This is a genomic window from Chryseobacterium luquanense (assembly GCF_026460945.1).
Lineage (GTDB): Bacteria > Bacteroidota > Bacteroidia > Flavobacteriales > Weeksellaceae > Chryseobacterium > Chryseobacterium luquanense.
This window is the reverse complement of sequence record NZ_JAOVZV010000001.1, coordinates 306,799-332,520: the sequence shown is the minus strand read 5'-3', so window position 1 is coordinate 332,520 and position 25,722 is coordinate 306,799. Positions and strand designations below refer to the sequence as shown.

The window sequence follows — 25,722 nt, the reverse complement described above, 5'->3', positions numbered from 1 at the left end:
AATTTGAAAACTATCAAAAAATATTCAACCCTGCCTTTTTGTGGGGTTGTTTTTAGTTTTAAAGACGAATAAGTACTGTGATGTGTAGGATAGCTTCCTCAATATTTTCTAAATTTGCTCTATGAAAATAGCCTACCTCGGTCCGCAAGCCAGTTTTACCCAGTTGGCAGCATCTCAGATTTTCCCGGATGAAGAATTGGTTCCTCAGTCGAGTATTTTAGATTGTTTCAACGCGGTGAAAAATAATGAAGTTGACAAAGCCGTTGTTCCCTTAGAAAATTCGATTGAAGGAACAGTTTCAATGACACTCGATTATCTCTATGATTTTGAAGTTTTTATTGAAACTGGATTAGTAATGCCAATTGCTCATCATCTGATGATTCATCCTGATAACGAAACCTTTGAAAAAGTCATTTCTCATCCACAAGCTTTGGCGCAGACTTTTCATTTTAGGTATGACAATTTTAAAGAAATTCTTTCGCAGGATTTCAGTTCTACCGCAGCTTCTGCAAAATTGGTTTCTGAAAATCCACAAGAAAAATGGGCGGCCATTGCGAATAGATATTCTGCAAAACTGTATGGTTTGAAAATCATTCATGAAAATATTCAGGATTTTGAGCAGAATCACACCAAATTTATTGTGATTTCAAAAAATAAGGAAAATTTGCAGCTCGATTTACCAAAAACTTCAGAAAAAACGTCTCTGATTATTACACTTCCCGAAGATCAGGCAGGAAGTCTTCATCAGGTACTTTCAGTTTTTGCTTGGCGAAAAATGAATCTCTCGAAAATTGAAAGCCGAACTTTGAAAACCGGTTTGGGAAATTACTTTTTCTTTATTAATGTAGCCAGCGAGTGGCATAATGTTCTGTCTCAAAACGCCATTGACGAAATTATTTCTTTAGGTTCTAATGTGAAATTTTTAGGACATTATAACGAATATGCTTTTTCTGAGTAATAAGATTTGTTTTGTTCACAATAATTGCTAATTTTTTTTTAATTTACATCATTAAAATTTTCACAAATGATAGATAAATTAAAATCAAAAAACACAGTTACTGATGAATTGAAATACGTTGCCAAACTTCTCAGCCGGGCAACATTAAGTTTCTTGAAAATCAATCTTATTGGACAAATTTCAATTGTTGTATTGTGCATCATTACAATCGTTTTAATCATTGCTCAGACTTTTAATAATGGTGGTGGTCCCGTTCATACAAGCGGACAAGCTGCCGTTTTAGTTCTGTTTTTAGCAAGACCTATCTCTTTCGGTTTGACTGTTTTGACTGTTTTCGGAGCTCCATTTTTGCTTTTTACATTAGGGAATAAATATGTGATGACTCGTACTATCAACAGATTGGTTGCTGATAAAGGTGAACAAATACTTTTCCCGATTATTGACAGAATTTTAAATAAAGTAAAAGTCAATCAGCCTCAATTAATGCAAAGTGGAGTTGATAAAACCAAACTTCAGCTTAAGGTTTTGCAGGAGATCAGAGATTCCAAAGAGAATAAATGGTTCAAAAAAATTATTGCTTTTGGTTTTAAAAAGGTTGAACTTAATGAAATTGATTTCAGAGACGAAAATGTAAGCTTTACTGAGATTGTAAAGAATAAAATTATTGATAAATTGAAAGATATTTCAGAACCAAGCCGGCTGTTTTTCTACCTTATTTTGGGATGGCAGACTTTGATTTTGTTGTTGACAACTTTTAAAGTGATTTAAAATTAACTATCCCTTGCATAAATAAATTATTCTGGTAGGAATACTTTTTGAACGTACTTTGCAATTCAATTTATCCTCAATTATGTTCGACAAGCAACAGCGAAAACTCAAAAGATCTGCAAAACTGATTTCCGTTTTAAGTAAATACGGATTTAAAGATATGATTGCCAGAATGGGCAAAAAACCGGAAGAAAATGCTGTACAGTCTGACGAAATTATTTCAAAAGGTACAGTTTACGAACGTATTCGCCTTGTTTTAGAAGAATTGGGTCCTACTTTTGTAAAACTCGGACAAACATTTAGCAATCGTGAAGATTTGCTTCCGCCAGAGCTTATTCAGGAGCTTCAAAAGCTTCAGGATAGAGTAGAAGTTGTTGAAATGAATGTGGAAGAAATTCTTGAGAATGAATTTAATATTATTCCGACTGAACATTTCTTAGAAATTAATCCTAAACCTTTGGCAACAGCCTCAATTGCCCAAGTTTACAAAGCGATTTTACTGAATGGCGAAGAAGTTATTCTAAAAATTAAAAAACCTGATGTTTTATCGGTTATTGAAGACGATTTATTATTACTGAAAGATATTGTGAAATTAATTTCTACCTATTCGGAAATCGGTTCAAAATTAAATTTAAAACAGGCGATTTCAACTTTTGAAAAGTCTTTGCTGGAAGAAGTTTCTTTGGTTAATGAAAGGAATAATATCAATCAGTTTGCTCTCAATTTTAAAAACAATAAAGAAACTTACGTTCCGAAAGTATATGATGAATTTTCCAATAACAATGTTTTGTGCATGGAATTTATCGACGGAATTAAAGTGACCGACAAAAACGAATTACTAAAAAATAATATCGATCCGGTCGTGATTTCTGAAAGAGGTTTGCAATTATTCGTTTCTCAGATTTTAGATTACGGTTTTTTCCATGCCGATCCACATGCGGGAAATATTTTGGTTAAAAAAGATGGTAAAGTTGTTTTTATTGATTTTGGCGCAGTCGGAAAAATTCAGCCGAATGATAAAGAGATTTTAGAAACATTAATTGTTGCTTTCGTTGCTAAAAATTCACATAAAATCGTCCGTTCATTAAAAAAAATGGCGGTCAGTTATAATATACCTGACGAAAAACGATTTGAAAATGATGTAGATGAAGTTTTAAATTTTGTTCACAGCACTTCTTTGAAAGATATTGATCCGCATATTATTATGAATAAAATGAAGGATGTCTTAAAAGATAATCAGCTCTATATGCCCGACTATTTTTATCTTTTATTTAAAGGAATTGGCTTAATAGAGGGAGTTGGTAGAACTATAAATCCGGATTTAGATATTGTAAAAAGTCTTCATCCATATACTAAAAAAATCTTCACTAAAAAAATCAGTCCGCAAAATCTCATGAAAAAAGGTTTGGACAAAGTGATGACTTTTACCGATAATATTGATGAAATTCCTAAAGAATTCAGATCTGTTCTTCAAAAATTGGACGATAATGAATTTACGATTTCCAGCGAAATTAAAAATATTGAAAAGACCAACCAGTTAATAAAATCGAGTATTGTTAATTTGATTTTAGCCATGATTTTGGGAGCAAATATTATTGCAACAGCAATTGTTTTTGTTTCAGAATCGGGACCACGAATTGGAGAAATGTCTTTGATTGCAGTTTTAGGATTTTTGTTTTCGATTTTATTGGTGATTATTCTTCTGCTGAGAATTACCAGAAAATAATAATATATTTGATGATGATTAAATTATTATTCAGTGCTGTTTTAATGTTTTTTTGTTTACTTCTCAATGCTCAAAAAGAATCTGACGAAGGTCTTTTAGGAGATTTTGATGGTAACGGAACTAAAGAGTATGCGTATATCAAACTTAATGATTGCGGCGATGAATGTGATGGGAAGTGTGAATCAGTAATTTATTTCAGTGATAAAAAATTAAAGTCATTTACTATTTCTCCCGCAAAAAGCGGTACACTCTATAATCTTAAAGATTTAAATAACGATGGAAAAGACGAGATTGGGTTCTATCCCAATTGGTGTACGAGCTGTTGGCATCCTTTCTATGTTTATACTTTTCGTAAAACAGGTTGGGAAGCATTAGTTCAACCTATTTCGACTCATTGTTCGCAATGGGAAAGTGATGAGTTTCCAATTAAAAAAGATCCAAAAAAGAAAGGATATGTATTTGTTTCATCTAGTCAGTTTGTTGATGATGATATTAAAATTATAACTAAGAGTATAAAGATCAAATAATTTCATTCAAAGTGAAACTCTGATTATAAGTAATTTTTACACTTTAGTTTAGAAAAACAAATTAAATTTTTGATAAAAATATTGTTGTTTTTAAACCAAATTAACAATCAAATTAATTACCTATCTTTGCAAAATGGAAAAACTCACTTTTGCAGACTTTGACCTTCCGGTGAAAGTTCTTGATGTTTTAGCAGATTTAAATTTATTTGAGCCCACTCCAATTCAGGAAAAAAGTATCGGCCCGATTCTTTCGGGTCGTGATGTAATGGGAATTGCACAAACAGGAACGGGAAAAACATTGGCCTATTTATTACCGGTTTTAAAGACTTGGAAATATAATAAAAATGGAAATCCTACGGTTGTTGTTTTGGTTCCTACAAGAGAATTGGTCGTTCAGGTAACAGAAATTGTAGAAAAACTGACAGAAAATCTTACTGCAAGAGTAATAGGAATCTATGGTGGAAAAAATATCAATACACAAAAATTATTGTTTAATGATGGTTGTGATATTTTGGTAGGAACTCCTGGAAGAATTATGGATTTGGCGATTGATAATGCAATATCTTTAAAAGAAGTTCAAAAATTAATCATCGATGAATTCGACGAAATGTTGAATCTTGGTTTCAGACCACAACTAACGCATATCTTCGAAATGATGCGTGAAAAAAGACAAAATATTCTTTTCTCGGCAACGATGACTGAAGCGGTTGATGATATGTTAGATGAATATTTTGCTGGTCCTATTGAAATTTCATTGGCAAAATCGGGAACTCCGCTTGAAAAAATTGAGCAGACAGCTTACAAAGTTGAAAATTTTAATACAAAAATCAACTTACTAGAGCATTTATTGAATACGGATGAAGAAATGTCTAAAGTTTTGATATTTGCAAATAATAAAAAACATGCAGATTTACTTTTTACACAATTTAATGAGCTTTTCCCGGATGATTTTGATGTAATTCACTCCAATAAATCTCAAAACTACAGACTGAAAGCAATGAAACGCTTTGAGAATGAAGAAATAAGAGGTTTGATTACTACAGATATTATGGCAAGAGGTCTTGATATTTCAGATATCACCCATGTTGTGAATTTTGAAACTCCTGAAGTTCCGGAACAGTACATTCACAGAATCGGTAGAACGGGTAGAGCAGATAAAGATGGTAAAGCGGTTACTTTTGTGACGAAGAAAGAAGAAGAGTGGGCTTTAGAAATTGAAATGTTAATGGATAAAGAATTAGCTTACATCGATTTCCCTGAAACTGTAAAAATTAATCCTAAGAAAATTGCATCTGAAGAAGATGTAATTTTGATGAAAAATCCGGCTCACGCAAAATTATTTGATGGAGGCGGTGCTTTCCACGAGAAGAAAGACAAAAATAAAAAGGAAAACTGGGGTGGTCCTTCAAAAAGAAAAACTCCAAAGAAATTTGGAGCCAACAGAGCGCAACAGAAGGCAATTTCGAAATCTAAGAGAAAGAAATAACTTCCTATTTAAAGAATAAGAAAAAACCAATTCCTAATGGAATTGGTTTTTATACTTTAACCAATACAAAAATAATTTTATCATCTACACCGTCACCATTTCTGTCGTCATATTCGCTTACAATCTGTAACTCATTGACCGTTCTGCTTACTATTTCAATATTTTCACCTTCAATAACAAGTTTTTTGGCAGCGTGATCATAAGTGTAAGGAACTGTTTCGATACCTGTGCTTACGCAATTGTTGCTTGTATTCATTTCGAATATATTTGAAACTAAAGTATTGTTTGATTTAAAATCAAAAGTACTCGTCAAAAAACATCCTGAATATGCTGTATTTGAAAGTGTTACTCCGTTACTTCCTGAAACTACAATTTCTCTTGAAGGCTGCCATATTCCGACTAGAGAAAACTCGTTGACTGGTTCATCGTCATCTTTTGAACAGGAGTTGAAAACCAATCCTGCAGCGAAGACAAACATTAAAAGTTTTTTCATTTTCATTCTTTTAGATTCACAAGATAATGAATTTTCATTAAATTTCAAAAACTCAATAATTGGGTTGATTATTTAAAATTAATATCGTTCTTTTTTAATATCTCTTTAAATTTATCAAGCTTATTTTGTTCTTTCATTTTATTATAAATTATTCCTAAAATCTTTTCTGCATCGGTTCTGTATGGAGACTTTTGCTGAGTATAAATTTTATAGGCTTTTGATATATAATCTAATCCTTTTTCGTTATTTTCCAAATGAAGAGCATAAATCTGACCTATTCCATAGTAAACTTCAGCATCATTTGGATGAACTTTGTCGAGATCTAAATAGGCATCAATCGCTTTTTGATATTCTTTCTTGTAAATATATGCTATTGCTATATTTTGCAAAGGCATCTTCCCAGTAGGATCTATCGCCACAGATTTTTTATAAGCGTCAATAGCCTTGTCATAATCGCCTATTCTACGGTAACAAATTCCCAAATTATCCCATGCATAAATAAATTTTGGATCTTTCTCTAAAGCCAGTTTATAGTTTTTAATGGCATCATTCCAATCCTCTTTTTTAGAAGAATTAACAGCTCTAGTATAATATTCAACTGCATCTTCATTATCTGAAAATTTATTGTCTTTGGTTTCAGCAGTGTTGATAAGTGTTTTTAAACTTTTACAGTCATTCATCAAAACTCTTTCAATCTTATTGTAGTTTTCCTTGTATTCGTTTGAATCTTTATTAGCATTAATTGTTAAATTAACTTGCTTTTTACCATTAACTTCTTTAGCATCTTTTTGCAATTCATCTAAATTCGAAATCATTAATCCTAATTGAAGAGCAGAAGTTTGTTTATCAATACAATCATGAATATTATTAATTACAGCTAATTTTTCTTTATTTGATGCAGAAATAGAGTCAATGCATTTACATGCATTTTCTGATATTTCTTTAACGAATTTTTTCTCGTCCAATTTTTGTGAAAAAATCATCGAAGAAAGTAAAATAACTGAAAGAGTGGTTATAGTTTTTATCATAAATTTGGTTATTTCATGTAAGGATTCATCACAGAAGTCCACAATCTGTAGCCTTCCGGAGTCATGTGAAGCATATCTTCTACAAACAAATCTTTTCGAATATTTCCGTTTGAATCGTTCATTACTTTTGTGATGTCTATGAAATCCGCATTTTTTTCTTTTTTCATAAACTTAGCAATCTTTTTATTAGCTTCTTTCATTTGTGGCCAAAGATTTTCTCTGCTTGGAGAATATTTTATTGAAATATAATCAACCTGAATATTTGGAAACTTTGCACGAATTTTTTTATAAAAAGTCTTGTATCGATCAATTACTACATCCGCTTTTAGTTTTATATTATCAGCAAAATCATTTTCTCCGCAATAAATGATGATTTGTTTAGGTTGGTATGGACTTAATAAATCTTCCGAAAAATAATTTAAATCTGTTAATCTAGAACCTCCAAAACCTCTGTTAATAACAACTTTTCCCGGAAAGTAATCTGAAACATCTTGCCATTTTGTAAAAGATGAACTTCCTACTAATAAAATAGAATTTTTAGGTGGAGTTGTTTCCTGATCAAGTTTTTTGAAATTTTGAATGTCTTGCCAAAACATCGGCTGTTTTTCCTGAGCAAAAATTAGGGCGAAAGTCAGCAATAGGAATGCTGAAAAAATCTTCTTCATTGTTTCTAAATTTTATGGAAATAAATATAATAAAAAACTCCCGTATATCGGGAGTTTCGTTTTATCTTTTGTAAGTAATGTAGGTTAAATCCGGAATAAGATCTCCGTCTATATCTATGCTATCATGCATTTGCAGGATTTTTAGTTCTGTACTACTCAAAATAACAACTTTATTAGGTCTGTCCATATCGTTGTCATATTTAAAGACAAGAACTTTATCTTCTTCATTATAAGTATATGTACCTTCTGTTTTTTGACTTGTACAAGTAGTTCCAACTCCTGAAAAACCTGTATAAGCAGTATAAAAATCGGTTCTGAACTCTGTAATATTTTTAGTACTGCACCCTGTAGGTGTGTCTGTAGAAATTACAGTTTTATTGTCTTTTCCAGATATGATTTCTGTTTTTACAGTTTTCCATTCACCTTTCAGCATATCCATTTCGTAACCCTGAACATCATCATCTTCACAAGATGTAAGAGCTAATGCAGAAAAGGCAAATAAGAGTAAGTGTTTTTTCATTTTCACAAATTTAAGAATATGCTAAAATATAAATAAATTTGTAATATCTATAATGAAATTCAGCTTTTTTAAACAAATGTTTGTAGAAAAGATAATTTGAGGTAGGAAGAAAGAAGCAAGAAAGAAAAATGCCATAAAAAAACAAATTTATTTCAGCTTCAATGTTCCATCATCACTTTGTTAATAGCTCATCTCTACAATTTTGAAAGCATCTTTTGGGGTCAGATTTTTGTTTTCGCCTAAACCTAACCAATTTCTTTCAGTAAAAGCTTTTTCAATTCTTTCTGCTGTTCCGTTAAAATCTTGAGTATAATCTGAAAGTTTAGTTTGAATATTTAAACTTTGGAAAAACTCTTCCATTTTTACAATTGCCAGTTCGGCTTTTTCTTCAACGCTTCCTTCTGTAATTCCCCAAACTCTTTCAGCATATTGAGCTAATTTTCCTTTTTTGGTTTCGAAATTATAGCGGTAATGCGAAGGTGCAATAACAGCTAAAGTTCTTGCATGATCAATTCCATAATAAGCGGTTAATTCGTGTCCCATTGCATGAACAGCCCAGTCTTTAATCACTCCTTTTTGAATTAACCCATTTAAAGCCATTGTACAACACCACATAAAATTTCCGGCAGCATCGTAATCAAAATCATCAGACATTACTTTTGGAGCGGCATTTTGAAGACTGATTAAAATACTTTCTGCAATTCTTTCCTGAAGATCTGCAGAAGACGGCGCCGTCATATATTGTTCTAAAACATGCGTGTAAGCATCGGCAATTCCGTTTGCAATCTGATTTTTTGGAATTGATTTGATAACTTCCGGGTCTAAAACTGAAAACTGTGGAAATAATCCCGGTCCGCCGGAAGATAATTTTTCATTCGTTTCTCTTCTTGAGATTACATAGCCTGAATTCATTTCAGAACCTGTTGCAGGTAAAGTTAAGATGGTTCCGAAAGGCATTCCTTCACCTTCAAAAGTACGAACTGGTTTTTTCAGGATTTCCCAAGGTTCACCATCATAATTGGCTGCAGCAGAGATAAATTTAACCCCATCAATCACAGAACCGCCACCAACAGCAAGGAGATAAGTGATGTTGTTCTTTTTAATAAAATTTAACGCATCAACTAAAACTTCATATTCCGGATTGGCAGGAACTCCACCAAATTCGTGTAAATCGTGGTCTTTTAAAGCTTCTTTTACTTGGTCGTAAACACCATTATTTTTGATGCTTCCGCCTCCGTAAATCATTAAAACTTTGGCATCTTTGGGAACTTCTTTTGAAATTTTTGCAATTTCACCTTTTCCGAAAAGTATTTTTGTAGGATTTTTAAACTCGAAATTAAGCATTGTTCTAAATTATTTACATCAAATGTAAGAATAGAAATACGAAAACTGAGTTAAGGAAATTTTAAAATCTATATGATTTAATTTTATTTAAACTATTGAAATTTTGCTTTAATTTAAATTATTAAAACTGAACAATAACTTAATTACAAATATTTAGATTTTCTTGATTTTATTTCAGCATTAATTTGACCAATGCTAATTAAAATAGGCATCAAAGACATTAAACTTCCTATCGCAACAGCAATTAAAGCAAAATTTTTGGAAGTAATCGCAAAATAGAAGAGTATGGAACACGCAATTAACATTACAATTCCTAATCCTATTGCTAAACTTTGTACTGTTTTTTTCTTTGATTCGAGTTTTTCTAAACTGAGGTCTGATAATTTATTTGGTTTCATCATTTTTAGTTTTTAATCTAATACAATTCTGTAATATCCCGCTTCTTTTGTTGCATCAGCATTTTGAAAATTAATCTCATCAATCTGATATCCGTCACAATCTGTCGTCACATTAGACGAACGAATGGAAAAGTCAACAAACTGCACAACGGAAGCGATTCTATAATTCTTAGTTCCATTGAATGAGCCTACACGTTGCAAAATCACTTTGTAATCATCAGTTTTTGTTACTTCTACACCGACTCCTGTATCTTCTGTAATTCCAACGGACGTAATCGTTCCGTTTTCCATTAAATTTTCTCCCGCTGCGTTTACAAATTCAAAAACCACTTTTTCGGGAGCAGTGTAACAGTCTTTTTTACAGGAAATTACAAGGATTGAAAAACACAACAACAGCAAGATTTTCTTTATCATCAACATATTTTAGATTTGGTCATCACGAAACTACAAAAAAAATAGGGAATTTCTTAATTAAAATTCCCTTAAAGTTGAAAAAGTTGTAGCTGTAAATTGTTCATTTACTAATGTTTCAGTTATTTGTAACTGTATTTTATAATTTATTGGAAAATTATTTTATAACGACCATTTTCGTCTTTTACATCAATTGCAATTCCTGTAAACGTTAATTTATTAATTTGATAACCATCACAACCCGAATTAAACTCTGAAGATTCAATTGAAAATTCAAATTCTTTAATATTTGAACTGAAAGTATAATTTTTTATACCATTATAAGCGCCAACGTTTTCTAAAAGAATTTTATCATCTGATGTTTTCGTAAGTTGAATTCCTGTCTGATTTTCTTCTTTGATTGAATATTGAGTCAGCGTTCCATTCGTAATAAGATTTTCATCATTAGAATTTACAAATTCAAAAACAATCGGTTGCGGCGGATTATAACAGGTTTCTGCGCAAGCTGTGAAAAGAAAGTTCATTAAAATAAAAAGAAATAAATTTTTCATTTGATAAATATTAATTTTGAATTACAACAGGTCCAGGTCTGTAATTTTTCATTTGATTTTCTGTGCCAACTATCTTTACGTGTTTATCAATATATAAAATATGCATTATCAGTTTTTGATTTTTAGTAATATCAATCTCTTCTATTTTATTATTATTTATTGTAATCTGTTCTAAGTTTGGATTTTTAGATAGGTCAAGTTGCTTTAATTTATTACCGTCAACTGTTAAATATTTTAATTTTTTAAATTGTTTTAAATCAATTGTAGTGAGAAGATTGTCCATCATATTCATTGATTCTATGTTTGGACAATTTTTAATATCCACGGTAGTTAATTTATTTAATCCACAAGCGAATTCAGTAAGATTTGGAAGATTTGAAATTTCTAAACTTTTCAAATTATTTCTGGCACAATAAAGTTTTTTAAGATATTTAAAATTATTTATTTTGATGTTTTCTAATTTATTTGTAGTTAATGAAAGATATTCAAGGTTTTTAAAAAATACGATGTCATTGATATTTTCTAAATTCTCTTTCATTAGATTAAGTTCTTTTAAACTTTCGGCTTCAGGTTTATCTATTTTTCCATTTTTATTTTGGTCAATTTTAGGATATTTGCTTAAAATAATTTTCTCCAGATTTGAATTTTCAAATTTTAATTCCTGAGTATGAGCAATACTGAAAGTAATCAAAAATAAGATGAATAATTTTTTTTTCATTTTCGAATATAATTTAAGATTATAAGTTTAAGAAAAATAATTATTAAATATAGTATTTATCTGTTGTTTAGAAGTTATTATTTTAGAAGAATCCTTTACATTTGTTATATGATACACGACCAGCGCGCAGAAAAATTCAGGCAGATTGTGGAAAATAAGTTCCAAATCTACAATTCATTGTTTATGAGCCTGCCTTATGATAAAATGACCAATATCGGAATGTTGCTTCCTTTTCTTTGTGAAGAAAGTAAAATCGGGTACGATGAGGGAAAAACTCCGGAAGTAATTGTTGAGGAATTTTTTAAAAACCACACCGATTTAGAAACCGAAGAACAGAAATTGGAATTGCTTTTCAAAATCATTCAGTACATTGAAAGACAGGTAGTTTTGTTTGATAGTATTGAAGATGCCGCTTTTCCTGGATTACATTCTGAAAGCGACAGCGGGACAGTTACCAATCTTTATGAAAGATCTTTTCACGATCATAAACTGGAAAAAGTGCGTGAAAAATTGAAAGATTTTACTGTAAAAGTTGTTTTTACGGCACATCCGACGCAATTTTATCCAAGTTCGGTTCAAAGAATTATTCATGATTTGAGAAAAGCGATTACAGATGATTCGATCACAAATATTGATACCCTTTTGCAACAACTAGGAAAAACTCCTTTTGTAAATAAAGAAAAACCAACTCCGATTGATGAAGCATTGAGTATCATTCATTATTTGCGTTATGTTTATTATGATACGATAGGAGAATTATTTACGAAAATCAGAAAAACTTTTGATAACGGGCATTTTAATCTTCACGAAGATATTATTCAGCTTGGTTTTTGGCCGGGTGGAGATCGTGACGGAAATCCATTTGTTACGGCCCCGGTTACTAAAAGAGTTTCAGAAGAACTTCGTACAGCAATTTTAAAATCTTATTATGGAAATTTAAAAGATGTAAGAAGAAGATTGAGTTTCAGAGGAGTTTCTGAAATTTTAACTCAATTAAGCAATGAATTGTACAGCGCTATTTTTAGAAATGAAAAAATTACGACTGAAGATATTTTAACGAGATTAAATGATGTTGAAAAAATATTGGTGAGTCAACATAATTCTTTGTTTTTAGATTTGCTTCAGAATTTCAGAGATCGTGTGAAAATTTTCGGAACTCACTTTGCGACTCTAGATATTCGACAAGACAGCAGAATTCATCAGAAAGTGATTGATGATGTTTTTTCAAAGCTTTTTGGCGATATTGAAGCTGATTATGTTGAGAAATTCAATAAACTGATTGAAATTTCAGAGAAAATAGATACTGAATCTTATGATGAAATTGTTGCCGATACTTTAATCAATGTTGCACAAATCAAAGAAATCCAACAGTCAAACGGACTTCGTGGAATGAATCGCTACATTATTTCAAATTCTGATGCAGTGAAAGATGTGATGAATGTGTATGCATTTTTCAAAATTTCAGGTTATCAGGATGAAGAAATAAATATGGATATTGTTCCGCTTTTTGAAACAATGGAAGGTCTTGCCAACGCTGAAAATGTAATGAATGAATTGTACAAAAATCCTGTTTATCAGAAACATTTAACAAGACGAGGAAATCAACAGACAATTATGCTTGGTTTCTCAGACGGTACAAAAGATGGTGGTTATTTAAAAGCCAACTGGGAAATTTATAAAGCAAAAGAAGTTTTAACCAAACTTTCAGAAGAAAACGGAATTAAAGTAATTTTCTTCGACGGAAGAGGCGGACCTCCTGCAAGAGGTGGAGGGAAAACCCATGATTTTTATGCCTCACAAGGAAAGACAATTGCCAATAATAAGATTGAATTAACAATTCAGGGACAAACCATTACAAGTATTTTTGGAAACAAAGAACAGGCAAAATACAATTTCGAACAACTTTTGACAGCCGGAGTTGAAAATGACGTTTTCAAAAATTCTAAAAAAGACTTAACGGAAAAAGAAAGAGCTTTAATTATTGAATTGGCGGATATTAGTTATAAAAAATATTCAGATTTAAAAGCACATCCGATGTTCGTTCCTTACTTGCAAGAAATGAGTACGTTGGAATATTACGGGAAAACCAATATTGGAAGTCGACCCTCAAAACGCGGAGGAGACAGTGAATTGAAATTTGAAGACTTAAGAGCAATTCCTTTTGTAGGTTCTTGGTCACAGTTGAAACAAAATGTCCCAGGATTTTTCGGATTTGGTTTTGCAATGCAACAGATGAAAGAGCAGGGAAGATTTGATGAAGTTATTGATTTATATAAAGGTTCAGATTTCTTTAAGACATTAGTTTTAAACTCGATGATGAGTATGAACAAGTCTTATTTTCCATTAACGTATTATATTAAAAATAATCCGAAATTCGGAGAGTTCTGGAATGTTTTATTCTCTGAATATAATCTTTCAAAAGATATTATGTTGGAATTGACTGGATTTAAATTGCTTCAACAGGAAGATCCGCTTTCAAGAAAATCGGTGAAAATCCGTGAGAAAATTGTACTTCCGTTATTAAGTATTCAGCAATATGCTTTAATGAAAATTCAGAAAGGAGAAGGGAATAAAGAAGCTTATGAAAAGCTGGTAACACGTTCTTTATTTGGAAATATTAATGCAAGTAGAAATTCAGCTTAAAGAATTTTTAAGTTAAAATAGAATTAAACGTATCAGATTTTCTGGTACGTTTATTTTTTAGGATAAAGAAATTAATTATTATTGTATGATAAATCAAATTACAATGAAAAAAGTAACTTTTTTAGTCATTATTTTACTTAGCTTTCAGCAAAGCTGTAAAAAATCAGAAGAGATACATGAAATTCAGCAACAAAATAAAGTACAAACGAATGATACAATTAAAAATGTTTCAGTTGTTGAAAGCGAAATAGCCAATAGGCCCGAAGATTTTGTGCCAAAAGGATTTAAACTTTTTGAAAAAACAGAAGGTGATCTCAATAATGATGGAATTATTGACTGTGTTTTAATGATCAAAGGAACGGATAAAAGCAAGTTTGTAAATGATGAATATCGTGGAGAATTAGACCGCAATCGAAGAGGTTTGATTATTCTTTTAAAAAAAGGAAATCAATATCATTTGGCTTTGAAAAATGAAACCTGTTTCTCATCAGAAAATGAAGATGGTGGAGTTTATTATGCTCCGGAATTAGACGTATCTGCTGAGAAAGGAAAATTATTTGTGCATTATGCTCATGGAAGATACGGTTCTTGGACTTATACTTTTCAATATAGAGATTCAGATTTTTATTTAATTGGGTATGATTCAAAAGATCATAATGGCCCAACTTTAATTAGCAGCACAAGTATTAATTATCTAACCGGGAAAAAACAATTAAAAGAAAATATTAATTATGAAAACCCTGAAGCAGATGAAGTTTTTAAAGAGACTTGGACAAATTTAGGATCGAAAAAAATGACGAAACTATCAGATGTTAAAGATTTTGATGATTTATAAAAAACAAACCTTCCGCATCTGGAAGGTTTGTCTTTTCTATTCAGGATTTGCATTAGAATTTTCGTTTGGACTGATTTGGTTGACTAAGTTAATGCTTGTTGGTGTTACCAAAGGAATTCCATCTGCATCGAGGCGTTTTTTTATTTTTTCTAAAGCTTCACTTTTAGTGTGGAGCATATTTGAACCCACTGCAATCCAAAATTTTGCCTGAAGATTAAAAATTCCCTGCTTTAAACTGGTGAAATTAACTTCAGCGGTTTCAAGTTTATCGATGTTTTCCAAATTTTTAATGACATCTAAAATTCCCTGTTGTGCTTTACTTATATCTTCATCGGCAGGAATTTCAAAGTCTAAAATAATTCTTCTCTGCGGTGATGCCGTAATATTATAAAACGGAGCGTTAAAGATTACCTGATTTGGTATGTAGGCTTTCTTTCCGTCGTCTGTAATCAGTTTTGTGGTTAAAAAACCAATATCCTGAACAGTTCCTGAATGGTTCCCAATTGTAATATAATCTCCAACTTTAAAAGCTTTATCAATTCCGATCAGCATTCCCGAAAAAATACTTGAAACTAAATCTTTCAAAGCAACCCCTGCAATTACACCGGCAACTCCTAAACTACCAATGAATTTCCACAGGAAACCACTGAATCCCATAATTTCCAATGCGATGAAGCTTCCCATCAACATGATAATGAATCTGAAAATGCCTATAATGGTTATTACTGAGCCTTCTTTTTTTGTATTGGGAAAGACTTTATGCATGATTTTTACGGCAAGCTTACTCAGATATTTACTTGTGAATAAGAAAAACATAAAAACAAGAACTCCCACAACGAGTTTGGGAGTGAGTTTTGCAAATGTAATATACCAGTTTTGCAATACTTTGTAAACGGTATCAATGTAACCTAAGCCATAATCCATAATAAACTTAAAATTTAAAAATATTTTTAAGCAAAAATTTTGCCAGTTGTAAAAAGTCTATTAAATTTGTAGACTAATAAAACAAAATATTATGTCAATCAAACTAGGAGATACCGCACCGAATTTTCAGGCAGATTCATCAGCAGGAAATATTGATTTTTATGAATATTTAGGAAATTCATGGGGGATTTTATTTTCGCATCCTGCAGATTTTACTCCGGTTTGTACAACAGAATTAGGTTTTACTTCAAAACTTCAGTCAGATTTTGAAAAGAAAAATACAAAAGTAATTGCGTTGAGTGTAGATGGAGTAGAGGATCACAAAAAATGGATTGAAGATATTAATGAAACTCAAAATACAGAAGTAAAGTTTCCTATTATCGCTGATAAAGACAAAAAAGTTTCTGAGTTATATGATTTTATTCATCCAAATGCTTCCGCAACTGCGACAGTTCGTTCTTTGCTAATTATTGATCCTGAGAAAAAAGTAAGATTGATTATCACATATCCTGCTTCTACAGGAAGAAATTTTAATGAGATTAACAGAGTTTTAGATTCATTACAATTGGTAGATTCTCACAAAATCGCAACGCCGGTAAATTGGAATGATGGTGATGATGTGATTATTCCACCTGCAATTTCTACAGAAGATGCTAAAAATATTTTCCCAAAAGGTGTTACCGAAATAAAACCGTACTTAAGATATACACCACAACCCAATAAATAGGCTTAGATTTTTTATTTATTATATATAGTTTAGTTTTAATTTGAAAAAGCGGTTCAGAAATTTTCTGAACCGCTTTTGTATCTTGCTTGAAATTTTAGTTATTTCATATCGTTAGCAATTGACTTTGCTTTAGAAGTAGGTAAATAAATACTGAAACCAACATTAAATGTAATGTTTGAGTTCAATCCTTCATTACCAAATCCTGATTGACCTTGATATTTTACTAATCCTTCAACACCAATGTTTGGAGTAATGAAGTAAGAATAACCAGGACCAACTCCGAAGTCTAAACCTGTTGTAGAATTACCATTTTCAACATTAGAACCTCCTACTCCCAAGTTACCTTCGAAGAACCATCTACCATGATTTAGTAAATTGTCAACTCCTTTTTCTCCCGGAGATAAGAAATAACGTCCTAAAGCACCTACACCATAGTCAAATCTTGTTGGGCTACCGTTAGTTACTTTGCTAATTCCCAAGTTTACATATCCACCTACTGCAACGTTATCTGCAATAAAATAAGCAGCTTTTGGCTGTAGTCCGATACTGTAACCTCCACCTGTATTTAAACCGAAATTACTAGACAAAATACTACTACCAACCATCCAGTTTCCTTCTTGAATTTGTGCATTTGCAGATGTAGTCAAACCAGCGATTGCTAATATACTTGTAAAAATTAACTTTTTCATAATTTATAATTTTAATTAATGTTTATTATTTTGATAAAACAGTAAATTCAATAAATGTGCCACATCTTATTATTAAAACCATTTTTTCTCTGTTAACATAAACATAAAAAGGAACTATAAATCTTTAATTAAGCTGATTTTTGTCAAGTTTACGAATTATATAAAAATTAGAACTATTGCCAAAACAATACCTGCAATTGTAAACTTAATACCTCTTTTAAAAGGTTTACTTTTAGGATTAAACATCCAAAAACTTGATATTACAAAAAAGAAAAGGCATATTCCAAAAAATGCATTTAAAGGGGATAAATTATCTGCTGATTTTGATTTGTGAAGTTTTGCCATTTTATCTAAAACCAACGGAAGTTCCATTTTTGAATATTTTGTTTCTCCTGTCGCAGAATTGTATGTTCCTTCTTTGAAATAGCTTACTGTACCTTCTTTTTTGGTAACCTCAAAGTTTTTTAGTTTTAATTCTTTTTCAATTGCTTTATCATCAAGTTCTTTGGCAATTGTTTTTTCATATTTTTTTTCCTGCTTTAGAAAGTCTGTATCTCTGTAGATAAGAAGTATTCCGCTGAGTGCATAGATGACCATAATTCCTGCCATGAAATAGCCCAGATAACGGTGGGTAATTCTCATAAAACTTCTTGTATCCTTAATCTTATCCATATTTATTGATTGTTTTTTTTAATTTCAAAAGTGGAAGCTGCAAAAATGCAACTTCCACTTTGATTATAGAAATTTTTATTATTATAAAATTTTGAATTTTACAGTCTGTAGGTTAATGTGAAATAATAATTTCTTGGGGTAATAGGATTTACAGAGTAATTTTCGTGAACATTGTAATTCTCTACATCAAATAAATTTCCAACTTTTGCCTGAATCATGAATTTTTTCCATTCATAACCTGCAGATAAAGAAACTGTTGTATAGTCTTTAAGTTCGAAAGCTCTGCTTACTCCATTTCTAGCTGCTAAACTGTTTGCTCCAATCTTTGTATCATTCCAACCTGCTAATCTATCACCGATGTAATATGCGGATGCTCCAATTTTTAAGCCTTTAACTCCTTGAGTAAAAGTGTAAAATAAAGATAAATTAGCAGTCGTGGCAGGAGTTCTTACCAATCTCTGATTTTCTACATAACCTACTTTTTCAGGCGTATCCAAATACACTGAATTGTTGTAAGAAATTCCTCCGATAATTGATAAGTTAGCTGTAGGATTTCCAGTGATATCTAATTCTACTCCTCGACTTCTCATTTTTCCTACAAATTCTTTTAGATTTCTAGGATCTGTAGTTGCTATACCTGTTGCAGGATCAATAAATGCCTGATAAAAATCTCTGTAAGAAATCTGATAAAGAGAAAGATTTACAGCAACAGCATTATTCCATAAGTTTTTCTTTGCGCCTACTTCATATTGATCTACCATTGAAGGCTTTAAAGATTGAAGCGATGATGCATCCAATCCGGTATTCGCTACAAAAGAATTGGTATAGGTTGCGAATACAGAAAGATTATCGTTCGGATTGTAGACTAAACCAACTTTTGGAGAAACAGCCTGATCCGATGTAGCAGAGTTATCAACCTCACTTTTTACATCAGTCTTAAACTTAGTATTCAAAGTAGGCATATTTTCGATGTATGACCAACGCAAACCTGCAATAACTTTGAATTCTTTGGTAAGACTAACAAAATCTTGAGCGTAAACTCCAATTCTTCTTGTATTGACACGGGTTTTTTCTAGTCTCTGAGATTCAGGCATACTTCCACCCGCCCAAATTGATGGATTATCTAAATATAAAAGATCTGTCCCACCGTTTGTTCCGTAAAAATAACTCGTGCCGTAATTTTTATTATTAGTTGGATTATAATAGGTATAAGAATCACTTACCCCATAATCTGCATCAGTACCTATTAAAACTTTGTGATTTATACTTCCTGTATTGAATCCTCCGTTTATATTTACCTGTGCCGAAGTATAATTTTGCTCGTTGTAAGTTCTGTTCAATGGTCTGTTCCAAGAAAGTCGGTTAGGATTTGCTGTTGTATACATCCATTGAACTCTTTCGGTAGAAAAATAATCTTTGGTGTAGTTTTGATAAGAAACCGTAGAGTTTAAAGACCATCTATCACTAAACTGATGATTAAAAGTTGCATTTGTAGAAACTTGCTCAACATCCTGATATTGCCAATCTGTTCCTAAAAATACATTTCTTCCCAATCCTGTATTTAAAGTGTAGCTTTTATCTTTGTTTTCAATAGATCCAATTCCGAAATCCGGGGTGAAATTATTTTTAAGATAATCAGCTTCAACAATTAACTGTGATTTAGGGCTTAAGTTGAAAACAAAAGAAGGATTAAAATAATATTTTTCAGATTGTACAATGTCTCTGAAACTTTCAGCGTATTCGTATGCTCCATTTACTCTGAATGCTATATTTTTACTTAATGGTCCGTAAATATCAACCGTAGGTTTGTAAGAATTCCAGCTTCCTGCATTTAAACCGATGCTTCCACCAAAATTAAACTTAGGTTTTTTAGTAATCATATTGATAACACCACCTGCAGCAGTATTTCCATAAAGCATTGCATTTGCTCCTTTTAATACTTCAACTCTTTCCAAACCGCTCACTTCAGGGAAAATACCGCTGTTAATTCTTGATCCGTTTTTAAACATATTATCGTTACCAAGAATAAAACCACGACCACCAAAACTATCCTGAGAATTTCCTCTTGATGATGTTACATACATTCCGTTTACGTTTTGTAAAACATCACTCAGTTGTCTGGACTGTTGCTGCTCGATAATTTCGTGAGTAACGATTGCAACAGGTTGCGGAGTTTCCATAATTGTCAGATTCGACTTTGTAGACATGGAGGTTGCCTTATTGGGATTTCCTGATTTACGTAGATTCACATCTTCAATCGTTGTAATTCTCAATGTATCACTTTCTGTATTTTTAAGCTGAGCGCTAATTGTTGCGGATATTACTAAAAATCCTAAAGTTGTAATTTGTCTTTTCATTGGTTATTTAGAGCTATTTTAAATAATGGCAAATGTAGGGCTCTTATTTAGAATAATTAAAAACAAATTTCTGATCTTTATCATAGTTTATACTGTTCTTAGTCTAAATAATCTTATGCTAAAATTTAAATATCTTTGTCTAAAATAAATCTTATGCAATTGATAAAAGTAGGTCTGTGTGCGTTCGGAATGAGCGGAAAAGTTTTTCATGCTCCGTTTTTGAAAGAGCATCCCGGTTTTTTTATGTCGGCGATTGTTGAACGTTCAAAAGAAGAATCAAAAATTCAATATCCTGATGCCGTTATTTATCATTCGGTGGAAGAAATGATTGAAAGTGCTGATATTGAATTGGTTGTTGTGAATACTCCTGTTCAGACTCATTTTGATTATGTAAAAATGGCTTTAGAAGCAGGAAAAAATGTTATTGTTGAAAAACCTTTTACCGTAAATGTTTCTGAAGCACAGGAATTGGTGAATTTAGCTGAAAGTAAAAATCTTTTTCTTAGTGTTTATCAAAACAGAAGATTCGACCGAGATTATTTGCAGGTTCAAAAAGTTTTGGACGAAGGAAAACTGGGAAATGTAAGAGAAGTGGAAATCCGTTTTGATAGATTCAGAACGGAACCAAGTACAAAAGAGCATAAAGAAAATCCTGAATTAAATGGTTCCGGATCAATTCACGATTTAGGCTCACATTTAATAGATCAGGCAACACAGCTTTTTGGTTATCCCGAAAGACTTTTTGCTGATGTTTTTTCGATGAAAGGAGAGAGTTTTGCCAATGATTATTTTGAAATTCTTCTTTATTATAAGAATGATGTAAGAGTTAGACTAAAATCTTCGGTTTTTACTAAAGAAGATCATTACGCTTATAAAATTCACGGAAGTAAGGGAAGTTTTCTACAGGAAAGAACTGATGATCAGGAGAACGAATTAACAGCCGGAGCAATTCCAACATACGGAAAAGACTGGATGAAACCATTAAAAGATACCGATGGAATTTTAAATTATTTTAATGAAAATTTAGTGTCACAAAGAATCTTAACTTCAACCGAGCCTGGAAATTATATGAATTATTACCAGCAAATCTACGAACATATTGTCTTCGGATATGCTTTACCTTCTCTTGGAGATGAAGTTATTCAAAACATGAAAATTATCGAAGCCGCTCTGGAAAGTTCAAAAAAAGGAAAGGTTTTAGATTTAAATTAAAAAACTTGTAACAAATATTGATTAGCAGACTACTTATTATAAAATTAACTTATGAAAAAAAGAAGTTCAAGTTTTACGGTAATTGGTCTTTTGTTTGTCGTTATTGGAATTAGCTTAGTAGATGACAACAAATTTTTAAGATATGGCTTCCTGTTATTAGGAATGGCATTTCTTTTTTACAGTATTTTTACAATGTTTAAGAAAAGATAATCTTCAATATAAAAAGAGCTGCTCAATTTCTGAACAGCTCTTCATATTTAAATTTATCTTAATCCTGAAGTTCAAGCCACCTCATTTCATGGTTTTCGAGCTTTTCAGAAAGATTTTCCAGTTCTGCAGAAAGTTTTGATATTTTCTCGTAATCTGCCTCATTGTTAAGTTGTTCCAAAATTGCGGCTCTTTTTGCTTCAAACTCAGGAATTTCTTTTTCAATAGTCTCCAGTTCACGTTGTTCTTTGAAAGAAAGTTTCTTTTTTGGAGCTTGAGGTTTTGAAACAGGTGCTTCAACTTTTGCTTCAACTTTTTGCTCAACAACAGGCTTAGGTTTTTTATCTTCCTGCTTCTGATTGTCAGTTTCCAACTTTAGATTTTCTCTGTATTCTGAAAAGTTTCCGATAAAATCTTTTATTTTTCCTTCACCTTCAAACGCCAAGATATGGTCAACAATTCTGTCCATAAAATATCTGTCGTGAGAAACGATAATCAAACTTCCCTGGAAATTTAAAAGGAAATTTTCCAAAACCGTCAAAGTAGGAAGGTCAAGGTCATTCGTAGGCTCATCAAAAATTAAAAAGTTTGGATTTTGATATAAGATGTACATTAAATGCAATCTTCTTTTTTCACCTCCTGAAAGTTTAGAAATTGGAGAATATTGTGTTTGATCATCAAATAAGAATAATCTCAAAAACTGCGATGCTGTAATGGTTCTTCCGTTTGCTAACGGGAAGTTTTCTGAAATATCTTTGATGAAATCAATAACCCTTTCTTCCTCTTTATATTTTAACCCTTTCTGTGAAAAATAACCAAATTTAATGGTTTCTCCCGTTTCAATTTCCCCTGAATCTTTCGGTTCAAATCCCTGAATGATATTTAATAAAGTAGATTTTCCTGCGCCATTTTTACCTACAATTCCTACTTTTTCACCACGTTGAAAAGAATAACTGAAATTTTTTAGTAATAATTTATCTCCGTAACTTTTAGAAATGTCTTTAAGCTCAAGGATTTTATTTCCCAATCTTTTCATCTCAAAATCAAGCTCTAATTTTTCTTTACGAGTATCGGTTTTGGCAACTTTTTCTGTTTCGTAGAAGTCATCTTGTCTCGATTTAGATTTCGTCGTTCTTGCTTTTGGCTGTCTTCGCATCCATTCCAATTCTTTTCTATAAAGATTTTGTGCTTTATCGATGGTAGAATTCATGTTATCCTCACGAATCATCTTGTTTTCAAGATAAGTTGCATAAGCTCCGTTGTGAAAATATAGATTCTGATCTTCCATTTCCCAGATAATTCCACAAACTGCATCAAGGAAATAACGGTCGTGAGTTACTAAAAGAAGGGTGATTTTTGCTTTATTTAAATAGTTTTCAAGCCATTCTACCATTTCCACATCAAGGTGGTTGGTCGGCTCATCCATAATTAATAAAGTATGACGATGTTCAGCTCTGGTTTCCGTTAAAAGTTTTGCCAAAGCAACACGTTTAATTTGTCCACCGGAAAGCATTCCCATTTTGGCAGTCAGATCTGTGATTTTCAACTGAGAAAGAATTTGACTCATTTCATTTTCCAAGTCCCAAGCTTTGTGAATTTCCATTTCAGCTAATGCTGTTTCCATTTCATCCGGGTTTCCTGATAGCAACGCATGATGATATTTTTTTAAAGCCAAAATCGGTGCAGAATCTAAAGTCATCATAAATTCGTCAATCGTGAGGTCAGACTCAAAATCAATTTCCTGATCAAACAAAACTACCTGAATGTCTTTATTAATAACTACAGTTCCGCTGTCTGCGATTTCTTTCCCCATTAAAATTTTAAGAAGAGTAGACTTTCCGCTTCCATTTTTGGCAACGATGGCAATTTTGTCGCCCTCATTAATATTGAAATTGATGTTTTTGAAAAGAGTTTTTATTCCGTAAGACTTTGTAAGATTCTCAGCAGCAACGTAATTCATGAATATCTAAATTTTGTGGTGCAAAAGTACGAAATATTAAAGCTTTAACTGCTTAAATATATGGTGATATCATTTTTTAATGTAGATTTGAAACACTAAACTAATTATAAATACTATGGTGCAAATTAATTTTCTGGCAATACTTTTTGCCGCTTTAGTTCCTTTGGTAATGGGATTTATCTGGTATAATCCTAAGCTTTTCGGGAATGTTTGGATGAGAGAGTCAGGATTGACACAAGAGAAAATGAAAAGCGCAAATATGGGCGTGGTCTTCATTTTGTCAATTATTTTATCAATTTTGATCGGAATGTTTCTTCAGTTTGTAACTATTCATCAGTTTGGAGCAGTAGGAATGATTGGAGGTGACGAAAAATTAGCAAAACCTTCATACATCGCTTTCATGCATGATTACGGAATGGCGTATCGTTCGTTTGGTCACGGAGCATTACATTCTTTTATGACAGGAATTTTCTTTGTTTTTCCTTTAATTGCTATTAACGCAATGTTTGAAAGAAAGTCTTGGAAATACGTGTTCATTAACACCGGATTTTGGACGATTACCATAACAATAATGGGTGGAATTATTTGTGGTTGGTACGCAATGGACGGTTTCAATTGGGTGACTCAAAAATAATTTCACAATATAAATTTTAAGGCTACATTTTTGGCCTTTTTTATGTCTTCTACTTTTCAAATTTTCAGTTCTGTAAAAGAACTTCCAACTGATTGGAATCTCGTGATCGGACAACATAATATTATGTTGTCTGAAGACTACTTTTGTGTTTTGGAAGAATCAAAACCTGAGAATATGAAATGCTTTTTTATCGGATTTTTTTCTGATGAAAATTTAATTGGAGGAGCTTTATTTCAATATCTGAGTTTCATTCAGCATAAAACGTTTCAAAAAGATGAAGTTTTTTGTAGTGTAAGAAATTTTTTAGCCAAAAAATTCACCAAAGATGTAATGATTTTGGGAAATAATATGTTGACCGGACAAAACGGTTTTTACTTTGATATTTCAAAAGTTTCCGCAGAAAAATCAATTTCTTTATTAAATGAAGCTTCAAAAACATTACAGAATAAATTCGGGAAATCTTCTTTGATCATTTTTAAAGATTATCAGAAATCATTTTTAAAGAATTTTGAAGGAGAAAAATTTAAATCTTTTTTTAGATTTTCAGTTCAGCCAAATATGATTTTAAATATAAAACCTGAATGGAAAATTTTTGAAAATTATGCTGATGATTTTTCTAAAAAATACAGAGCAAGACTGAAATCTGCAAAGAAAAAAATCGAAGGTATTCAGAAAACTGAGTTTGATTCAGCTGCTGTAAAAAAGTATCAGAAAGAAATGAACGTTTTATATCAAAATGTTGCGGAAAATGCTCCATTCAATACTTTTTTTCTTTCAGATCATCATTTTGAAAGTATGAAACAAAATCTTCAGGAGAATTTCAAAGTTTTCGGATATTTTTTAAATAAAAAGCTGATTGGTTTTTATACTTTAATTATTAATAATCAGGATATTGATACTTACTTTTTAGGGTATGATAAAGGTATTCAGAAAGAAAAACAAATTTATCTGAATATGCTTTTTGATATGACTGAATTTGGAATTTCCAATCAATTCAAACGTATTATTTTTGGAAGAACAGCTTTAGAAATAAAATCTACAATCGGTGCAGAACCGATTGAGATTTTTGGTTTAATCAGACATAACAATAAAGCCATTAATCCCTTTATTGAAAAGATTTTCACATCACTAAATCCAAAAGTGGAGTGGATTCAAAGGAAACCTTTTAAATAAATTAAGAAATCTGTTCACTTTAATGTGATTTTTAAATAATTTTTAACGAAATCAAGCTTAAATTTAATATGATTTTAAGAGTGAATTGTATTAAGA

At 31.5% G+C, this 25,722-nt stretch carries 26 protein-coding genes; 12 read left to right on the top strand and 14 right to left on the bottom strand.

Annotation, left to right across the window (positions count from 1 at the left end; translation table 11 throughout):
• Positions 1 to 121 precede the first annotated feature (121 nt).
• The 5 genes from pheA to OEA66_RS01590 all read left to right on the top strand — a co-directional run bounded on the left by pheA (position 122) and on the right by OEA66_RS01590 (position 5,465).
• Positions 122 to 958: a prephenate dehydratase gene (gene pheA / locus OEA66_RS01610; protein ID WP_267279707.1), complete on the top strand. Its 837-nt coding sequence runs from the start codon at positions 122 to 124 to the stop codon at positions 956 to 958.
• A 66-nt stretch (positions 959 to 1,024) separates the two neighbouring features.
• Entirely contained in the window at positions 1,025 to 1,726 is a 702-nt protein-coding gene (locus OEA66_RS01605) for a hypothetical protein (protein WP_267279706.1), read from the top strand.
• Positions 1,727 to 1,808: 82 nt separating this feature from the next.
• The gene (locus OEA66_RS01600) at positions 1,809 to 3,452 is read left to right on the top strand and encodes an ABC1 kinase family protein (protein ID WP_267279705.1); all 1,644 of its coding nucleotides are present in this window, start codon (positions 1,809 to 1,811) and stop codon (positions 3,450 to 3,452) included.
• A gap of 11 nt (positions 3,453 to 3,463) precedes the next feature.
• Complete coding sequence (locus OEA66_RS01595) at positions 3,464 to 3,979, top strand: hypothetical protein (protein ID WP_267279704.1); 516 nt, start codon at positions 3,464 to 3,466, stop codon at positions 3,977 to 3,979.
• Positions 3,980 to 4,112: 133 nt separating this feature from the next.
• Positions 4,113 to 5,465, top strand: coding sequence for a DEAD/DEAH box helicase (locus OEA66_RS01590; protein WP_267279703.1), 1,353 nt, complete (start codon positions 4,113 to 4,115; stop codon positions 5,463 to 5,465).
• A 49-nt stretch (positions 5,466 to 5,514) separates the two neighbouring features.
• Here OEA66_RS01590 and OEA66_RS01585 read toward each other — a convergent pair whose 3' ends face one another.
• From OEA66_RS01585 to OEA66_RS01545, 9 genes are all read right to left on the bottom strand, one after another.
• A complete protein-coding gene (locus tag OEA66_RS01585) occupies positions 5,515 to 5,958 on the bottom strand; it encodes a lipocalin family protein (protein WP_267279702.1) in 444 nt (147 codons plus the stop codon).
• Positions 5,959 to 6,026: 68 nt separating this feature from the next.
• Positions 6,027 to 6,986: a tetratricopeptide repeat protein gene (locus tag OEA66_RS01580; protein WP_267279701.1), complete on the bottom strand. Its 960-nt coding sequence runs from the start codon at positions 6,984 to 6,986 to the stop codon at positions 6,027 to 6,029.
• 8 nt (positions 6,987 to 6,994) lie between these two features.
• Entirely contained in the window at positions 6,995 to 7,651 is a 657-nt protein-coding gene (locus OEA66_RS01575; RefSeq protein ID WP_267279700.1) for a GDSL-type esterase/lipase family protein, read from the bottom strand.
• A 61-nt stretch (positions 7,652 to 7,712) separates the two neighbouring features.
• A complete protein-coding gene (locus OEA66_RS01570; protein WP_267279699.1) occupies positions 7,713 to 8,171 on the bottom strand; it encodes a lipocalin family protein in 459 nt (152 codons plus the stop codon).
• A 180-nt stretch (positions 8,172 to 8,351) separates the two neighbouring features.
• Positions 8,352 to 9,515 (bottom strand): iron-containing alcohol dehydrogenase, encoded by a 1,164-nt coding sequence (locus tag OEA66_RS01565; protein ID WP_267279698.1) that lies wholly within the window; start codon positions 9,513 to 9,515, stop codon positions 8,352 to 8,354.
• A gap of 143 nt (positions 9,516 to 9,658) precedes the next feature.
• A complete protein-coding gene (locus tag OEA66_RS01560) occupies positions 9,659 to 9,916 on the bottom strand; it encodes a hypothetical protein (protein WP_267279697.1) in 258 nt (85 codons plus the stop codon).
• 9 nt (positions 9,917 to 9,925) lie between these two features.
• The gene (locus OEA66_RS01555) at positions 9,926 to 10,327 is read right to left on the bottom strand and encodes a hypothetical protein (protein WP_267279696.1); all 402 of its coding nucleotides are present in this window, start codon (positions 10,325 to 10,327) and stop codon (positions 9,926 to 9,928) included.
• Positions 10,328 to 10,470: 143 nt separating this feature from the next.
• Complete coding sequence (locus tag OEA66_RS01550) at positions 10,471 to 10,875, bottom strand: hypothetical protein (RefSeq protein WP_267279695.1); 405 nt, start codon at positions 10,873 to 10,875, stop codon at positions 10,471 to 10,473.
• 10 nt (positions 10,876 to 10,885) lie between these two features.
• Positions 10,886 to 11,593: a leucine-rich repeat domain-containing protein gene (locus OEA66_RS01545; RefSeq protein WP_267279694.1), complete on the bottom strand. Its 708-nt coding sequence runs from the start codon at positions 11,591 to 11,593 to the stop codon at positions 10,886 to 10,888.
• 108 nt (positions 11,594 to 11,701) lie between these two features.
• On the opposite strand from OEA66_RS01545, the gene OEA66_RS01540 reads away from it, so the two are divergent.
• Complete coding sequence (locus OEA66_RS01540) at positions 11,702 to 14,236, top strand: phosphoenolpyruvate carboxylase (RefSeq protein WP_267279693.1); 2,535 nt, start codon at positions 11,702 to 11,704, stop codon at positions 14,234 to 14,236.
• 103 nt (positions 14,237 to 14,339) lie between these two features.
• Positions 14,340 to 15,071 (top strand): hypothetical protein, encoded by a 732-nt coding sequence (locus tag OEA66_RS01535; protein WP_267279692.1) that lies wholly within the window; start codon positions 14,340 to 14,342, stop codon positions 15,069 to 15,071.
• A gap of 36 nt (positions 15,072 to 15,107) precedes the next feature.
• On the opposite strand, the gene OEA66_RS01530 is transcribed toward OEA66_RS01535, so the two are convergent.
• A complete protein-coding gene (locus OEA66_RS01530) occupies positions 15,108 to 15,995 on the bottom strand; it encodes a mechanosensitive ion channel family protein (protein WP_267279691.1) in 888 nt (295 codons plus the stop codon).
• A gap of 91 nt (positions 15,996 to 16,086) precedes the next feature.
• Between OEA66_RS01530 and OEA66_RS01525 the strand changes: the two genes are divergently transcribed.
• Positions 16,087 to 16,722, top strand: a complete 636-nt coding sequence (locus tag OEA66_RS01525; RefSeq protein ID WP_267279690.1) for a peroxiredoxin — start codon at positions 16,087 to 16,089, stop codon at positions 16,720 to 16,722.
• A gap of 98 nt (positions 16,723 to 16,820) precedes the next feature.
• Here the strand turns inward: OEA66_RS01525 and OEA66_RS01520 are convergent, their stop codons facing one another.
• The 3 genes from OEA66_RS01520 to OEA66_RS01510 form a co-directional block, all read right to left on the bottom strand.
• Positions 16,821 to 17,411, bottom strand: a complete 591-nt coding sequence (locus OEA66_RS01520; RefSeq protein WP_267279689.1) for a hypothetical protein — start codon at positions 17,409 to 17,411, stop codon at positions 16,821 to 16,823.
• Between the two features lie 156 nt (positions 17,412 to 17,567).
• On the bottom strand, positions 17,568 to 18,083 hold the full coding sequence (locus OEA66_RS01515; protein WP_267279688.1) for a hypothetical protein: 516 nt from the start codon (positions 18,081 to 18,083) through the stop codon (positions 17,568 to 17,570).
• 98 nt (positions 18,084 to 18,181) lie between these two features.
• Positions 18,182 to 20,440 carry a TonB-dependent siderophore receptor gene (locus OEA66_RS01510; RefSeq protein WP_267279687.1) on the bottom strand — a complete coding sequence of 753 codons (2,259 nt, stop codon included), beginning with the start codon at positions 20,438 to 20,440 and terminating at the stop codon, positions 18,182 to 18,184.
• 153 nt (positions 20,441 to 20,593) lie between these two features.
• Here OEA66_RS01510 and OEA66_RS01505 point away from each other — a divergent pair, with 153 nt between their 5' ends.
• Together OEA66_RS01505 and OEA66_RS01500 are read left to right on the top strand one after the other, a co-directional pair.
• A complete protein-coding gene (locus OEA66_RS01505; RefSeq protein ID WP_267279686.1) occupies positions 20,594 to 21,652 on the top strand; it encodes a Gfo/Idh/MocA family oxidoreductase in 1,059 nt (352 codons plus the stop codon).
• 51 nt (positions 21,653 to 21,703) lie between these two features.
• Positions 21,704 to 21,862 (top strand): hypothetical protein, encoded by a 159-nt coding sequence (locus OEA66_RS01500; protein ID WP_267265783.1) that lies wholly within the window; start codon positions 21,704 to 21,706, stop codon positions 21,860 to 21,862.
• A gap of 58 nt (positions 21,863 to 21,920) precedes the next feature.
• Here OEA66_RS01500 and OEA66_RS01495 read toward each other — a convergent pair whose 3' ends face one another.
• Positions 21,921 to 23,819 carry an ABC-F family ATP-binding cassette domain-containing protein gene (locus OEA66_RS01495; RefSeq protein WP_267279685.1) on the bottom strand — a complete coding sequence of 633 codons (1,899 nt, stop codon included), beginning with the start codon at positions 23,817 to 23,819 and terminating at the stop codon, positions 21,921 to 21,923.
• Between the two features lie 115 nt (positions 23,820 to 23,934).
• Here OEA66_RS01495 and OEA66_RS01490 point away from each other — a divergent pair, with 115 nt between their 5' ends.
• Positions 23,935 to 24,453, top strand: coding sequence for a DUF1761 domain-containing protein (locus OEA66_RS01490; RefSeq protein WP_311136905.1), 519 nt, complete (start codon positions 23,935 to 23,937; stop codon positions 24,451 to 24,453).
• 42 nt (positions 24,454 to 24,495) lie between these two features.
• Positions 24,496 to 25,626, top strand: coding sequence for an 8-amino-7-oxononanoate synthase (locus OEA66_RS01485; protein WP_267279684.1), 1,131 nt, complete (start codon positions 24,496 to 24,498; stop codon positions 25,624 to 25,626).
• Positions 25,627 to 25,722: the final 96 nt, after the last annotated feature.